The sequence below is a fragment of the Haemophilus haemolyticus genome (genome assembly GCF_001679045.1).
Taxonomy (GTDB): domain Bacteria; phylum Pseudomonadota; class Gammaproteobacteria; order Enterobacterales; family Pasteurellaceae; genus Haemophilus; species Haemophilus haemolyticus.
The window spans coordinates 77116-92356 of sequence record NZ_LYCK01000012.1 but is presented as its reverse complement, the minus strand read 5'-3'; the positions used below and the strand labels follow the sequence as shown (position 1 = coordinate 92356).

The following is a 15241-nucleotide window of genomic DNA, read 5'->3' as shown; positions in this document are numbered from 1 at the left end:
TAGTATTTAAGCTAACTTTTCAGGGCAGATGATTAAAGTGCGGTCTTTTTTTATAAAGTTTTTTATTATTCTTCGATAGAACGTAATAATTCGTTGATACCAACTTTACCTAAAGTTTTTGCATCCACTTTTTTTACGATAACTGCGCAGTATAAGCTATATTTTCCACATTTTGATGGAAGGCTACCTGATACCACTACAGAACCAGCTGGTACACGGCCGTAGTGAATTTCGCCGGTTTCACGATCATAAATTTTAGTTGATTGACCGATAAACACGCCCATTGAAATAACACAGCCATCTTCTACGATAACGCCTTCGACCACTTCTGAACGTGCACCAATAAAGCAGTTATCGCCGATAATGGTTGGGTTAGCTTGTAATGGTTCTAATACGCCGCCAATGCCTACACCACCAGATAAGTGAACATTTTTACCGATTTGTGCACATGAACCTACCGTTGCCCAAGTATCTACCATGGAGCCTTCGCCAACGTAAGCACCAATGTTTACATAAGATGGCATTAATACACAGTTTTTAGAAATGTATGCACCTTTACGCACCGTTGCAGAAGGCACAACACGGAAACCTTCTTGAGCAAAACGTTCTTCGGTGTAATCTGCAAATTTTAATGCTACTTTGTCGTAATATTTTGTTTCTGCGCCGTCAATGATTTGGTTGTCATTAATACGGAATGAAAGTAAAACCGCTTTTTTTAACCATTGATGTGTTACCCATTCGCCATCAATTTTTTCTGCAACACGGTATTTACCAGAATCTAATCCTTCGATCACTTCTTCAATTGCCGCGCGCGTTTCTGCATCAACGGTTTTTGGTGTAATTTCTGCACGTTTCTCAAATGCAGCTTCAATAATTGCTTGTAAGTTTGACATTGTATTTCCTATGTTTTATGTGAATAAGATGGAATCTGTTTTATCATATTTTCGCTTGCGGCGCAAAACACCTAAAAAAATCACCGCACTTTGTATTAAAACAAACTGCGGTGATCCTAAAACATAATTGATTAAAAAATTGAAAGCGCTAAACCACAAACGACTGACATACTCAATACAACTGCAATCATTGCATAACCAAAATCACTCATGTTTTTCTCCTCACTAAAAATGATGCCACATTGTAACAAGATTGTTTTAAGAAAATCATCTCTTTTACAAAAAAATTTCAATAAAAGTAACGAAATTTTTTACAAACCTTTATAATAGGCAAAATTTTTTGGGGATCGAAATATGGCAACAATTAAAGATGTCGCAAAAATGGCTGGCGTGTCCACCACAACCGTATCTCATGTTATTAATAAAACCCGCTTCGTTGCAAAAGATACGGAAGAAGCGGTGTTATCAGCAATTAAGCAACTTAATTATTCACCCAGTGCCGTGGCGCGCAGTTTAAAAGTCAATACCACGAAATCCATTGGGATGATTGTGACGACCAGTGAAGCACCGTATTTTGCGGAGATTATTCATTCTGTTGAAGAACATTGCTATCGACAAGGTTATTCGTTGTTCTTATGTAATACACAAAATGAACCTGAAAAAGTCAAAAACCATTTGGAAATGTTGGCGAAAAAACGGGTAGATGGTTTGCTTGTGATGTGTTCTGAATATACGCAAGATTCATTGGATTTGCTTTCGTCCTTTTCCAGTATTCCAATGGTTGTGATGGATTGGGGCCCAAATGCTAATACCGATGTAATTGATGATCATAGTTTTGATGGTGGATATTTAGCAACCAAACACCTCATTGAGTGCGGTCATAAAAAAATCGGGATTATCTGCGGTGAACTCAATAAAACCACTGCAAAAACTCGTTATGAAGGCTTTTTAAAAGCTATGGCTGATGCGAATCTTGAAGTGCATAAACCTTGGATTTTCGAAGGTGCATTTGAACCTGAAGACGGTTATGAATGTATGAATCGCTTACTGGCTCAAGAGGAATTACCGACCGCCCTATTCTGTTGTAACGATGTGATGGCGCTTGGTGCAATTTCTGCACTGACAGAAAAAGGGTTACGCGTGCCAGATGATATGTCCATTATCGGCTATGATGATATTCATGCTTCACGTTTCTATGCGCCACCATTAACCACCATTCACCAATCGAAGCTACGATTAGGCAGACAGGCAGTGAATATCTTGTTAGAGCGTATTAGCCAAAAAGATCAAGGCGTTCAGCAATATAGCCGTATTGACATTGGCCCTGAGCTTATTATTCGAAAATCCGTTAAATCAATTTTATAAAATTTATTAAAAACAAACCGCACTTTTTAAACAATCTATAAAAAGTGCGGTTCTTTTTTATCTATTTTTTAGCTTTTCTTGATTATCTTCAAGGTTTCTATGAATAGCATTTGCCCTATCTTCCGTTTTTAGCTATATCTATCGTCAACTTGCGAATTTTATTTTTTACTTTTAGGAGTTCCTATGACACAAGAGTACACCACTCTGCGCAATAACATTAGTATGTTAGGGCGTTTTCTCGGAGAAACCATCAACGATGCCCAAGGTGCCGATATTCTCGAATTAATCGAAAATATTCGTAAACTGTCTCGTAATTCTCGTGCGGGTGATGATAAAGCAAGACAAGAATTGCTCGACACGCTCGGTAGTATTTCTAATGAAAATATTATTCCTGTCGCACGTGCTTTCAGCCAATTTTTAAACCTCACTAACATAGCTGAACAATATCAAACGATTTCTCGTGAACATTCTCTAGCACAAAGTTCTTCTCAATCCTTAAGCGAACTTTTCAAACGATTAAAAGAACAAAATGCCTCAGTGGAAGACGTGCATAAAACAGTCGAAAAATTATTAATTGAGCTTGTTCTTACGGCACATCCAACAGAAACAACACGTCGTTCACTCATTCATAAACACATTGAAATCAATAAATGTTTAAGCAAGCTAGAACATCATGATTTAACGGAAAAAGAACGCAATATTATTGAGCGTCTATTACTTCGCTTAATCGCTGAAGCATGGCATACCAACGAAATTCGTACTGTTCGCCCAACGCCATTTGATGAAGCCAAATGGGGCTTTGCGATGTTGGAAAACAGTTTGTGGCAAGCTGTTCCAGAATTTTTACGTCAACTAAACGAAACCGCCCGTGAATTTTTAGGTTACGATTTGCCAGTAGGATTAAAACCCGTACGAATTTCCTCTTGGATGGGCGGCGACCGTGATGGAAACCCATTTGTCACCGCACAAATCACCAAAAAAGTACTTTATTTTGCCCGTTGGAAAGCAGCGGATTTATTCTTACAAGACATCAGCAAATTAGCCGATGAACTTTCAATGGTGAAATGTAGTGATGAATTTCGTGCTAAATACGGTAAACATTTAGAACCCTATCGTTTCGTGGTGAAAAATTTACGCAATCAGCTTACGGCAACATTAGCTTATTTTGATGATCACCTATCAGATCGCACACCGCGCGTATCCGAAAGTGAGATTATTTTAGAAGATAATCAACTTTGGGAACCGCTTTACGATTGTTATCAATCTTTAATTCAATGCGGTATGCGCATTATTGCAAATGGTTCATTGTTGAATATTTTGCACCGTATTAGCTGTTTTGGCATGACACTTTCTCAAATGGATATTCGCCAAGAAAGCACACGTCATACCGATGCCATTGCTGAAATCACGCGCTATATTGGTTTAGGTGATTACTCTCAATGGACAGAAGACGATAAACAGGCTTTCTTAATTCGCGAATTAAGCTCTCGCCGTCCATTAATTCCGCAAAACTGGACGCCATCACCTGAAACCAAAGAAATTTTAGATACTTGTAAAGTCATTGCTCAACAAAAACAAGGTGTCATTGCGTGTTATGTTATTTCGATGGCACGCAGTGCCTCTGATGTTTTAGCCGTTCATTTACTCTTAAAAGAAGCGGGGGTGCCATATCACATTCCTGTTGTGCCACTATTTGAAACCTTAGACGATTTAGATGCAGCCGAAAAAGTCATGACTCAACTTTTCAATGTGGGTTGGTATCGTGGCGTGATCAATAATCGTCAAATGGTAATGATTGGCTATTCGGATTCAGCAAAAGATGCTGGAATGATGGCTGCTTCTTGGGCGCAATATCGTGCACAAGAAGCCTTAGTGAATTTAACAGAAAAACTTGGCATTGAACTCACCTTATTCCACGGACGTGGTGGCACCATTGGTCGTGGCGGTGCGCCAGCACATGCGGCATTACTTTCTCAACCGCCTCGTTCACTAAAAAATGGTTTACGTGTAACAGAGCAAGGCGAAATGATTCGCTTCAAACTGGGTTTACCAGCTGTAGCAGTAGAAACCTTTGATCTCTACGCCAGCGCCATTTTAGAAGCAAATCTTTTACCACCACCAGAACCGAAACCAGAATGGCGCACTATAATGGACGAGCTTTCCTCTATTTCTTGCGATATTTATCGCGGTGTAGTTCGTGGTGATAAAGATTTCGTGCCTTATTTCCGCAGTGCGACGCCAGAACAGGAATTATCAAAATTGCCGCTAGGCTCTCGCCCTGCAAAACGCAATCCAAATGGCGGCGTGGAAAGTTTACGCGCGATTCCTTGGATTTTTGCCTGGATGCAAAATCGCTTAATGCTACCCGCCTGGTTGGGCGCCGGAGCCTCTATCCGTCAGATTATTGAACAAGGCAAAGGCGATATTATTCATGAAATGTGCGAAAACTGGCCGTTCTTTTCAACGCGAATCGGTATGTTGGAAATGGTCTTTAGTAAATCAGATACCTGGCTTTCCCAACAATATGATCAACGATTAGTGAAAAAAGAACTTTGGTATTTAGGCGAAAATTTACGTAAGCAACTTGAAGATGATATTCAAACTGTGCTTTCACTTTCTCACCAAAGTGAATTGATGTCTGATTTACCTTGGATTGCAGATTCAATCGCATTACGTAATATCTACACGGATCCACTCAATCTACTGCAAGTGGAATTGCTTCACCGTTTCCGTGAAAATCCAGAGCAAGTCAATCCCGATGTGGAACAAGCATTGATGATTACTATCACAGGTATCGCGGCTGGGATGCGCAATACGGGCTAGAAAGATGAAAAAAGTGCGGAAAATTTTCCGCACTTTTTTATTCAAATCGGTCACTTAATAAAAATTGTAAAACCGCATCCATTCTCAAATGAGGAATCGTTTCGCCTTGTTCCAAAGGCTGAGGTTCAAAACTATCAAAATCAAAGTGCGGTTGTTTTTGCCAGAATTCTGATCTTGGTAATTTACTTGGCACCGTTCCCGGATAAAGCGTAATCGGTTGTTTATCAATAGAACGAATCCCTTGAATTGCTTTAATTTCTTTTCCTTGCTGATTCACAATCACTTGCTTTGTGGTACGAACAGCAGCAATGGCGGTATATTCCGTATCGATTCCTTCAAATTCCACATGGCGACCGCCCTCTTGCACAATTTGGCGCATTAAACTCACTAAATTAGGAATTTGATCACGAGTAATATGATCCGCCTTCGTCGCAACAAACATTAATCGATCAATTCGTGGAGAAAATAAACGATGAAGAAAATTTCTGCTGCCATAATGGAAATTATTAAATAACTGATTTAAGCCCATTTGCATATCTAAAAAGGCTTGCTGACTGTGATTTAAAGGCGTTAAACAATCCGCCAAAATAACTTGACGATCAAAGGTAGAAAAATAATTTTCGTAAAAACCTTTCACAATTTTATTGCGATAATAATTATAACGTGTTGTCAGCACGGCAAAATAACTATTCGATTTAGCTGTTTTTTTCAAGGTTTTCCACTGTTCTTCCGAAAGATGAATCAATGGGAAAAATTGCAATGCTGGCGCCCCCTCTAAATCACTCGGTAATACAAATCGCCCAGGCTGAATAAATTGCATGCCTTGCGACTTACATTGGTGTAAATAATCCGTATAACTTTTCGCTATCTTGGCTAAAACATCTTCATTTGCGACCGCACTTAAATCCAAATCCTGCAACATGGAAAACCAATTCTGCGCCAATTCTTCACGAACGCCAGTTGTGACCTTGATTTGCTCTTGCGACCATTGTTGAAAATCTAGATTTAACAACGGCAAATCGAGCAGCCATTCACCAGGATAATCAAAAATATCCAGATAAAGCGTGCCACGTTCTTTCAAATGGCGTAGCAAGCCAGATTGACGTTGAAAACGAATTGCTAAACGCGTTTCACTCACGCCACGAGTAGACTGAAACCATTGAGGCGGATTTTGTGACAAATCATTTAAATTACTTTCATAATCAAAACGTGGCACGCTGAGATCTTGTTGAGATACTCGTTTTACCGCCAAGATCGCACCATTTCTAGCTGCTTCAAATAGTGGCAAATGCTGTGATGAATTTTGATTAATGGAGAGAAGTTGATTGATTAAACTTGTAATAAACGCTGTTTTACCACTCCGACTTAACCCTGTTACCGCTAAACGCAAAGTGCGGTCAAAACCACGATTAATAATTTGATTGATTTCGTTTTGAACCTTATTAAACATTCAATATCCTAGCCATTTTTACTAATATGCCTTACAATTTGGCACATAATTTATCACAATGCATTTGTTATGTTACGCAAAAATCTTACGTTTTTCTGTTTTCTATTTGGTATTGGCTTGAATTCCCAACTTCAAGCGGCTCCGCGCGTACCAGAACACCTAACAGAAAACGGATTAACTTATTGTACTAATGCCTCTGGATTTTCTTTTAATCCACAAACTGCGGATGCAGGCACCAGTATGAATGTCGTCACAGAGCAAATTTATAACAAACTTTTTGAAATAAAAAATCATAGTGCGAACGTTACGCCTGTGCTTGCTCAATCCTATTCAATTTCACCAGATAACAAAGAAATTTTAATTAATTTACGCCGTGGGGTGAAATTTCATCATACGCCTTGGTTTACCCCCACTCGTGATTTTAATGCGGAAGATGTGGTATTTTCAATCAATCGTGTATTGGGTCATGATACTTACTTGCCAACCTTAGCAGAAACGGCAATTACCTATAAAAATCCACAATATAAAGTGTTTCATGAGCAAGCAAGAAAAGTTCGCTTTCCTTATTTTGATAGCATTAAGCTTAATGAAAAAATTAAATCAGTGACCGCACTTTCACCTTACCAAGTGAAAATTGAATTGTTTGAGCCTGACTCCTCCATCTTGTCGCATCTTGCCAGCCAATATGCCATTATTTTTTCACAAGAATATGCCTATCAATTAAGCGCTGACGATAATCTCACTCAATTAGATACTCACCCAGTAGGCACAGGGCCTTATCAAGTAAAGGATTATGTGTATAACCAATATGTTCGCTTAGTACGTAACGAAAACTATTGGAAAAAAGAAGCAAAAATTGAAAATATTATCGTAGATTTATCTACTGATAGAAACGGGCGACTCGTCAAATTTTTCAATAATGAATGTCAAATAGCCTCTTATCCTGAAGTAAGCCAAATTGGCTTATTAAAGAGCAACGATAAGCACTACTATATGCAATCCACTGACGGAATGAATTTGGCATATCTTGCTTTCAATTTTGAAAAACCATTGATGCAGGATCGCACCATTCGAGAAGCTATCTCACAAAGTTTGAACCGCGCACGTATTATTCACAACATCTATCACAATACTGCGACAGTGGCAAATAACATTATTCCTGAAATATCTTGGGCTTCTAGCGTAAACACGCCAGAATTTGACTTTGATTACAGTCCAAAAGTCGCGAAGAAAAAATTAGAAAATAAACATCTTTCGCTCAATTTATGGGTGATTAATGAAGAACAAATGTATAATCCCGCACCTTTTAAAATGGCGGAAATGATTAAATCTGATTTGGATCAAGTCGGCGTGAAAGTGAAAGTGCGGACAGTAACACGCACATTTTTGAGTGAGCAACTTCGTAATAAATCAGAAAATTACGATTTAATTTTAACGGGATGGTTAGCAGGAAATCTTGATCCTGATGGATTTATGCGCCCTATTTTGAGCTGTAATACGCAAAATGAAATCACAAATTTATCTAACTGGTGTAACGAAGAATTTAATAATTTAATGGATCTCGCGATTGCCACCTCTAATTTATCTGAACGGGCGCGTGCTTATAATGATGCTCAAGAACTGATTCTACATGAATTGCCAATTGTCCCTATCGCGAATGTAAAACGCATTTTGGTGGCAAATAGCATAGTAAAAGGCGTGGAAATGACACCTTTTGGTAGTCTTAACTTTTCTGACTTACGCTTACACAAGGAGAACCCCTAATGTTGTGGTCTATTATTCGCCATACCCTTTGGGTAACCTTGCTCTTACTCGTGTTATCTTTGCTAAGTTTCGTGATTTTATTGCGAGATCCGCTTAATGCAGATCTCGTCACTCACAATATTTACACCAGTTATTTTAATTATTTAAGCACCTTATTACATGGTGATTTTGGCATTACTTATAACGGTGGAAAATCGCTCATAGATTTAATTTTAACGGTGCTTCCACCCACATTAGAGCTCTGTTTTACCGCACTTTTATTAGCGTTCATTCTCGGCGTACCGCTTGGCATTATAAGTGCGGTAAATTCTCAGCATATTTTTGCAAAAAGTTTAAAAAGCTTATCTTATGTTGGTTTGTCGATCCCGATATTTTGGCTCGCGCCGATTTTACTTTATATGGCAGCGGTGAATCATTGGGAAATCGCTTCTATTGGGCAATACAATTTACTCTATGAAATAAAACCGATTACTGGTTTCCCAGTCATTGATGTTTGGTTTATGGATGTGCCTTATCGCACCAAAATTGTACAAAATGTTTTGCAACATTTAGCCTTACCGACACTGGTGCTTTGCATTTTGCCAACAATGGAAATTATCCGAATTATTCAACAACGAGCAGAATATGTTTTGAACCAAAATTTTGCCAAAGTTGCCACAACACGGGGTTGGTCAAAATGGAAAATTCTCCATCAATATGTATTCCGTAATACGTTTCCTCTGCTTGTTCCACAAGTACCGCGCGTGTTCACCCTAGTATTAACTCAATGTATGTTGGTAGAAACCGCTTTAGGTTGGCCTGGAATTGGTCGATGGCTGATCGATGCCGTAACGCAACAAGATTACAATAGTATTTCTGCGGGTGTAGTTGTCATTGGCGTTTGCATTATTTTGATCGACACATTCATTAAAGCACTTACTTTCGTGCTCGATCCATTTAAAAAGAAAGGTTGGTATGCAAGATAAAGAACCTGAAGAATTTCGAGAAAATACTTCAATATTCCAAATCTGGCTGCTATTTCGCAAAAATACCGTTGCGTTGTTCAGCTTTTATTTATTAACGTTGTTAATTCTAACCGCACTTTTCAGCGGTTGGATCGCGCCTTATGCTCATAATATGCAGTTTGTCGGGCAAGAATTAATGCCGCCATCTTGGGTAGAAAAAGGCCAAATCGCCTTTTTCTTTGGTACTGATGATTTAGGCCGTGATGTGCTAAGCCGATTAATTATGGGCACAAGTTACACGATTGGATCATCGTTGCTAGTCGTACTTGCTGTTGCCTTAATTGGTGGAACGCTTGGCATTGTTGCGGGTATGTTGAAGGGCTTAAAAGCGCGTTTTGTTGGTCATATTTTCGATGCCTTTTTATCGCTCCCTATTTTGCTCATTGCCATCGTGATTTCCACTCTGATGGAACCGAGTTTATTGAATGCAATGTTCGCAACACTCTTAGCGATATTGCCGTATTTCATCCATGCAATTTATCGAGCCATTCAACAAGAATTGAAAAAAGATTACGTCCTCATGTTAAAACTTGAGGGCATTTCTAACTGGGAATTATTAAAAAGTACCATTTTACCTAATATCACCGTAATCTATGTTCAAGAAATTGCACGCGCATTTATTGTCGCTATATTGGATATTAGCGCCTTGAGTTTTATTTCTCTTGGCGCACAACGACCAACCCCAGAATGGGGCGCAATGATTCGAGATTCTTTAGAACTCCTCTATCTTGCACCTTGGACGGTATTACTCCCAGGCTTTGCAATTATTTTTACCATTTTATTAAGCATTATTTTTAGCAATGGCTTAACTAAAGCTATCAACCAATATTACGAATAATTTATGGCACTACTAGACATCCGTAACCTAAATATCGAAATACAAACCTCAAACGGCCTCGTTAAGATTGTGGACGGCGTAAACTTATCGGTCAATGAAGGAGAAATCTGTGGGCTTGTTGGCGAATCGGGTTCTGGTAAAAGTTTAATCGCTAAAGTAATTTGTAATGCCATCAAAGAAAACTGGATTATTACCGCTGATCGCTTTCGCTTTCATGATGTAGAGTTACTAAAACTCAGTCCCAATAAACGTCGAAAACTAGTCGGCAAAGAAATATCCATGATTTTCCAAGATCCCCTTTCTTGTCTTGATCCAAGTCGGAAAATTGGTAAACAATTAATCCAAAATATCCCGAATTGGACATTTAAAGGAAAATGGTGGCAATGGTTTGGTTGGAAAAAACGCCGTGCCATTGAATTATTACATCGTGTAGGGATAAAAGAGCACAAAGACATCATGGCAAGCTATCCTAATGAATTAACGGAAGGCGAAGGACAAAAAGTCATGATTGCTATCGCAGTGGCAAATCAGCCTCGCTTGCTCATTGCCGATGAACCGACTAATGCATTAGAAGCAACAACAGCATTACAGGTATTTCGACTACTTTCTAGTATGAACCAAAACCAAGGCACAACCGTTTTATTGACTAGCAATGACATCAGAAGTATTAGTGAATGGTGCGATCAGATTTCTGTACTCTATTGCGGGCAAAATACGGAATCAGGGCCAACGCAAATGTTGCTTGAAAGTCCTCATCATCCTTACACACAAGCATTGATTAATGCCGTGCCTGATTTTACGCAGCCTTTGGGATTTAAAACCAAACTAAGCACCTTAGAAGGTACCGTGCCAATTTTAGAACAAATGCCTATTGGTTGCCGTCTTGGTCCTCGTTGTCCTTTTGCACAGAAAAAATGTATTGAAAAACCAACTCGATTCAAAATAAAACAACATGAATTTTCTTGCCATTACCCAATTAATTTACGCGAGAAAACCTTCAAAGAAAAAGCAACGAGTACACCATTAACCCTTGCAAGCAAAGGAAATGAATAATGCCGTTATTACAAGTAGAAGATTTAACGAAAACCTTTAAAGGCCGCAAGCATTTATTTGGCACAAGTGACTTTAATGCTGTAGAAAATGTGAGTTTTTTTCTTGAACGTCAACAAACTTTGGCGATTATCGGCAAAAATGGTTCTGGGAAATCAACGTTAGTAAAAATGATCGCGGGCATTACACAGCCCACTTCTGGCAGAATTTTATTTAACGATCATGAATTGCAATTCGAGGATTTTCAATACCGCGCGCAACATATTCGAATGGTGTTCCAAGATGCGAATTCAGCGTTTAATCCTCGCTTAAATATCGGTGAGGCATTAGATGCGCCGCTACGTTTAGCAACAGATTGGGATGAAGAACGTCGCAATCAAAAAATCTTTGAAACACTGTTACTTGTAGGACTTTACCCCGATTACACAAATCTAAAAATCAAAAATCTTTCTATCAGCCAAAAACAGCGTGTTGCTTTGGCTCGCGCGCTGATTTTAGAACCTGAAATAATTATTATAGATGATGCACTTGGTAATTTAGATGCCTCGGTGCGCATTCAATTACTAAATTTAACCCTTGATCTGCAGCAACGTTTGGGCATCTCTTACATTTATGTAGGGCAAGACCTCGGCGTGATTAAACATATTGCAGACACGGTCATCGTGATGGATAAAGGGAAAATGATAAAGAGCGGTACGCCTAAAACGCTATTTACCGATCCTCAAACAGATGTAACTGGCCGTTTAGTGGAAAGTTATTTTGGAAAAATTTTGGATGAAAGTGCCTGGGTGAAGGAAACTCATACTAACTAAGGAAAGAAAAAATGAACACTCGTCCCTTTTATTTCGGACTTATATTTATCGCGATTATCGCTGTACTTGCCAGATACTTAGGAAGTACCGACTTTTCTCATCACTATCATATCAGTTCCTTAATTATTGCCATCTTGCTGGGAATGGCAATCGGCAATACCATTTATCCTCAATTTTCTGCACAAGTGGAAAAAGGTGTATTATTTGCGAAAGGACCTCTTCTTCGCACTGGCATTGTTCTGTATGGTTTTCGACTCACCTTTGGCGATATCGCCGATGTTGGCTTAAATGCTGTCGTCACGGATGCAATCATGCTAATTTCAACGTTCTTTTTTACCGCACTTTTGGGCATTCGTTATCTAAAAATGGATAAACAATTGATTTATCTGACTGGGGCTGGATGTAGTATTTGTGGTGCGGCAGCGGTTATGGCGACAGAGCCTGTTACCAAAGCAGAATCTCATAAAGTTTCAGTGGCGATTGCCGTAGTAGTCATTTTCGGGACGATTTCTATTTTTACTTATCCATTTTTCTACACCTGGTCACAAGATTTAATTAACGCTCATCAATTCGGCATTTATGTTGGCTCTAGCGTGCATGAAGTGGCTCAAGTTTATGCGATTGGGGGAAATATTGATCCTATCGTGGCGAATACCGCTGTCATTACCAAAATGATCCGAGTGATGATGCTCGCACCATTTTTATTAATGCTTTCTTGGTTATTAACACGTAATAATAGGGTATCAGAAAATACATCGCAAAAAATTACAATTCCTTGGTTTGCTGTACTTTTTATTGGCGTTGCCATTTTTAATTCTTTTGATTTATTACCAAAAGAACTCGTGAAATTATTAGTTGAAATCGATTCTTTCTTATTAATTTCAGCGATGGCTGCGCTCGGCTTAACTACGCAATCAAGCGCAATAAAGAAAGCAGGACTAAAACCTCTGATTTTAGGGATACTGATTTATTTATGGCTAGTGATTGGTGGATTTTTAGTGAACTATGGAATATCAAAATTAATATAAAATTCACTTAAGATCGACCGCACTTTTAAAGTGCGGTCTTTTTTTATGAAGAATATTTTCAGATATGGTGATTTAAAACATGAAATTACGCTTTATTTCAAAGTGCGATTTAATAAACCATCCTCTAAAAATAAAGGACCAATTGGGCGCTTAGGAATATCAAACTTTTGCGGATAAATCACATCCACCAAATACAATCCATCAGGTTTTGCTGTTGGTGCGGCAAGCTGACGATTTTTCTGCTCAAGTAGCCATTGCATCCATTCAATCGGCTGATTTCCAGCACCGACCTCAATCAAACTTCCCACAATATTACGCACCATATGATGCACAAAAGCATTCGCTTGAATATCAACAATAATATATTTTCCGATACGAGACACATTCAAATGATGCACATTACGCCAAGGCGTATGAGACTGGCATTGTGCAGCGCGGAAAGAGGAAAAATCATGCTCCCCTAATAAACATTGCCCTGCCTGATGCATTTTTTCGGCATCTAAATCTAAATGACAATGAGTCATTCCTCCCGCTAAAATCGCAGAGCGTAATTTATTACAATAAAGAATATAGCGGTAACGGCGTGCTGTTGCAGAAAATCTTGCATGGAATTCATCATCGACTTGTTTTGCCCAACTCACTGCAATGTCATCAGGTAGATGAGCATTAGTACCAAAAGCCCAAGCCTTCTCTGGGCGAACCGCATTGGTTTCAAAATGAACAACCTGCCCCGTTCCACTCACACCAGAATCCGTTCTGCCAGCACAAAATATGTCAATTTTTTCATTCGCAATACAAGAAAGCGCCTTTTCTAATTCTTCTTGTACACTGCGGACTTTTTCTTGTCTCTGCCAACCATAATAATTTTGCCCGTTATACTCAATGCCTAATGCGATTTTCATTTTTTACCTTTTGGCTTAATAAAGTGCGGTTATGGTAGCTCAAGTTTATTTGGAGCGCAAATTCACAAAATCGCTCCAGAATTAATTAACAAATAAGTGATAGCTTCTAAAAATTACAACAATTAATATGAAATTTTTGTGATAAAGATCTCATTCTGGTAATCTATCATTAGAGTTCACACTCCAAATTCCCTATAATTAATCAACGTATTATGAAAAACTAAAAGGAAAATTATGAAAACATTGAGTGAATTTATCGTTGAACGCCAAGCAGAATACCCAAATGCAAAAGGGGAATTGAGTGGTATTTTGTCGTCAATTCGTCTTTTAGCGAAAATTATTCACCGAGATATTAATAAAGCAGGCTTAACAAATATTCTCGGCCAATCTGGTGTTGAAAACGTACAAGGCGAAAGTCAAATGAAGCTTGATTTATTCGCCCATAACACGATGAAAGCAGCATTAATGGCACGTGAAGAAGTGGCTGGTTTTGCATCTGAAGAAGAAGAAAGTTTTATCGCATTTGATACGGAACGTGGACGCAATGCAAAATACATTATTTTAACCGATCCCCTTGATGGTTCTTCAAATATTGATGTAAACGTATCCGTCGGTACAATTTTCTCTATTTACCGTCGCGTATCTCCAATTGGTACACCTGTCACCTTAGAAGATTTCTTACAACCAGGGAATAAACAAGTTGCCGCGGGTTATATTGTTTACGGTTCATCAACTATGTTGGTATATACCACTGGTAATGGGGTTAACGGTTTTACTTATGATCCATCAATCGGAACATTCTGTCTGTCACACGAAAATATGCAAATGCCAAAAACTGGCCGTATTTATTCCATCAATGAAGGGCAATACCTCAAATTCCCACAAGGTGTGAAAAAATATATTAAATATTGCCAAGAAGAAGATAAAGCGACTCATCGTCCTTACGCCTCTCGCTATATTGGTTCACTTGTAGCAGACTTCCACCGCAACTTATTAAAAGGTGGCATTTATATTTACCCAAGTGCAACCAACTATCCAAATGGAAAACTCCGTTTATTATATGAAGGCAATCCAATTGCATTTTTAGCGGAGCAAGCTGGTGGTATCGCAACAGATGGTTATCGCCGAATTTTAGATATCGAACCAACCGCACTTCATGAACGAGTTCCATTATTTGTTGGTTCACAAGATATGGTGAAAAAAGCGCAAGAAATGATGGAAGAATTTAAAGAATAATAAAAATCCCCTCAACTAAAAGAGGGGATTTTTATCAATAAACTGATCAAAAAACCGAACTTAATGTTCGGTTTTC

The 15241-nt window shown here is 38.7% G+C and carries 12 protein-coding genes; 9 read left to right on the top strand and 3 right to left on the bottom strand.

Annotated elements, in window-relative coordinates:
• Positions 1-65: 65 nt before the first annotated feature.
• Positions 66-893 carry a 2,3,4,5-tetrahydropyridine-2,6-dicarboxylate N-succinyltransferase gene (gene dapD / locus A8M50_RS03865; RefSeq protein ID WP_005644842.1) on the bottom strand — a complete coding sequence of 276 codons (828 nt, stop codon included), beginning with the start codon at positions 891-893 and terminating at the stop codon, positions 66-68.
• A 354-nt stretch (positions 894-1247) separates the two neighbouring features.
• Between dapD and purR the strand changes: the two genes are divergently transcribed.
• The gene (purR, locus tag A8M50_RS03860; protein WP_005637071.1) at positions 1248-2258 is read left to right on the top strand and encodes an HTH-type transcriptional repressor PurR; all 1011 of its coding nucleotides are present in this window, start codon (positions 1248-1250) and stop codon (positions 2256-2258) included.
• A 183-nt stretch (positions 2259-2441) separates the two neighbouring features.
• On the top strand, positions 2442-5081 hold the full coding sequence (gene ppc / locus A8M50_RS03855; RefSeq protein ID WP_005644691.1) for a phosphoenolpyruvate carboxylase: 2640 nt from the start codon (positions 2442-2444) through the stop codon (positions 5079-5081).
• A 37-nt stretch (positions 5082-5118) separates the two neighbouring features.
• On the opposite strand, the gene A8M50_RS03850 is transcribed toward ppc, so the two are convergent.
• Positions 5119-6531, bottom strand: a complete 1413-nt coding sequence (locus A8M50_RS03850) for a YcjX family GTP-binding protein (RefSeq protein ID WP_005644667.1) — start codon at positions 6529-6531, stop codon at positions 5119-5121.
• A gap of 69 nt (positions 6532-6600) precedes the next feature.
• On the opposite strand from A8M50_RS03850, the gene A8M50_RS03845 reads away from it, so the two are divergent.
• From A8M50_RS03845 to A8M50_RS03820, 6 genes are read left to right on the top strand one after another with little or no spacing between them, the layout of a single operon-like run.
• Positions 6601-8295, top strand: coding sequence for an ABC transporter substrate-binding protein (locus tag A8M50_RS03845; protein ID WP_005644840.1), 1695 nt, complete (start codon positions 6601-6603; stop codon positions 8293-8295).
• Positions 8295-9260, top strand: a complete 966-nt coding sequence (locus tag A8M50_RS03840; protein ID WP_005644965.1) for an ABC transporter permease — start codon at positions 8295-8297, stop codon at positions 9258-9260. Before A8M50_RS03845 ends, A8M50_RS03840 begins: the two co-directional genes overlap by 1 nt.
• Positions 9250-10137 (top strand): ABC transporter permease subunit, encoded by an 888-nt coding sequence (locus A8M50_RS03835; protein WP_005645052.1) that lies wholly within the window; start codon positions 9250-9252, stop codon positions 10135-10137. Before A8M50_RS03840 ends, A8M50_RS03835 begins: the two co-directional genes overlap by 11 nt.
• 3 nt (positions 10138-10140) lie before the next feature.
• Entirely contained in the window at positions 10141-11190 is a 1050-nt protein-coding gene (locus tag A8M50_RS03830) for a peptide ABC transporter ATP-binding protein (protein WP_005644650.1), read from the top strand.
• The gene (locus tag A8M50_RS03825; protein WP_005645069.1) at positions 11190-11999 is read left to right on the top strand and encodes a peptide ABC transporter ATP-binding protein; all 810 of its coding nucleotides are present in this window, start codon (positions 11190-11192) and stop codon (positions 11997-11999) included. Before A8M50_RS03830 ends, A8M50_RS03825 begins: the two co-directional genes overlap by 1 nt.
• An 11-nt stretch (positions 12000-12010) precedes the next feature.
• Positions 12011-13027 carry a YeiH family protein gene (locus A8M50_RS03820; protein ID WP_005645032.1) on the top strand — a complete coding sequence of 339 codons (1017 nt, stop codon included), beginning with the start codon at positions 12011-12013 and terminating at the stop codon, positions 13025-13027.
• A 92-nt stretch (positions 13028-13119) separates the two neighbouring features.
• Here the strand turns inward: A8M50_RS03820 and truA are convergent, their stop codons facing one another.
• The gene (gene truA / locus A8M50_RS03815) at positions 13120-13929 is read right to left on the bottom strand and encodes a tRNA pseudouridine(38-40) synthase TruA (RefSeq protein WP_005644789.1); all 810 of its coding nucleotides are present in this window, start codon (positions 13927-13929) and stop codon (positions 13120-13122) included.
• Between the two features lie 234 nt (positions 13930-14163).
• Between truA and fbp the strand changes: the two genes are divergently transcribed.
• The gene (gene fbp / locus A8M50_RS03810; RefSeq protein ID WP_005645035.1) at positions 14164-15165 is read left to right on the top strand and encodes a class 1 fructose-bisphosphatase; all 1002 of its coding nucleotides are present in this window, start codon (positions 14164-14166) and stop codon (positions 15163-15165) included.
• Positions 15166-15241: the final 76 nt, after the last annotated feature.

Coding starts and splice junctions, on each gene's coding strand:
- A8M50_RS03820 (WP_005645032.1), top strand. CDS start 12,011: ATGAACACTCGTCCCTTTTATTTCGGACTTATATTTATCGCGATTATC.
- truA (WP_005644789.1), bottom strand. CDS start 13,929: ATGAAAATCGCATTAGGCATTGAGTATAACGGGCAAAATTATTATGGT.
- dapD (WP_005644842.1), bottom strand. CDS start 893: ATGTCAAACTTACAAGCAATTATTGAAGCTGCATTTGAGAAACGTGCA.
- A8M50_RS03830 (WP_005644650.1), top strand. CDS start 10,141: ATGGCACTACTAGACATCCGTAACCTAAATATCGAAATACAAACCTCA.
- A8M50_RS03825 (WP_005645069.1), top strand. CDS start 11,190: ATGCCGTTATTACAAGTAGAAGATTTAACGAAAACCTTTAAAGGCCGC.
- ppc (WP_005644691.1), top strand. CDS start 2,442: ATGACACAAGAGTACACCACTCTGCGCAATAACATTAGTATGTTAGGG.
- A8M50_RS03850 (WP_005644667.1), bottom strand. CDS start 6,531: ATGTTTAATAAGGTTCAAAACGAAATCAATCAAATTATTAATCGTGGT.
- A8M50_RS03840 (WP_005644965.1), top strand. CDS start 8,295: ATGTTGTGGTCTATTATTCGCCATACCCTTTGGGTAACCTTGCTCTTA.
- purR (WP_005637071.1), top strand. CDS start 1,248: ATGGCAACAATTAAAGATGTCGCAAAAATGGCTGGCGTGTCCACCACA.
- A8M50_RS03845 (WP_005644840.1), top strand. CDS start 6,601: ATGTTACGCAAAAATCTTACGTTTTTCTGTTTTCTATTTGGTATTGGC.
- A8M50_RS03835 (WP_005645052.1), top strand. CDS start 9,250: ATGCAAGATAAAGAACCTGAAGAATTTCGAGAAAATACTTCAATATTC.
- fbp (WP_005645035.1), top strand. CDS start 14,164: ATGAAAACATTGAGTGAATTTATCGTTGAACGCCAAGCAGAATACCCA.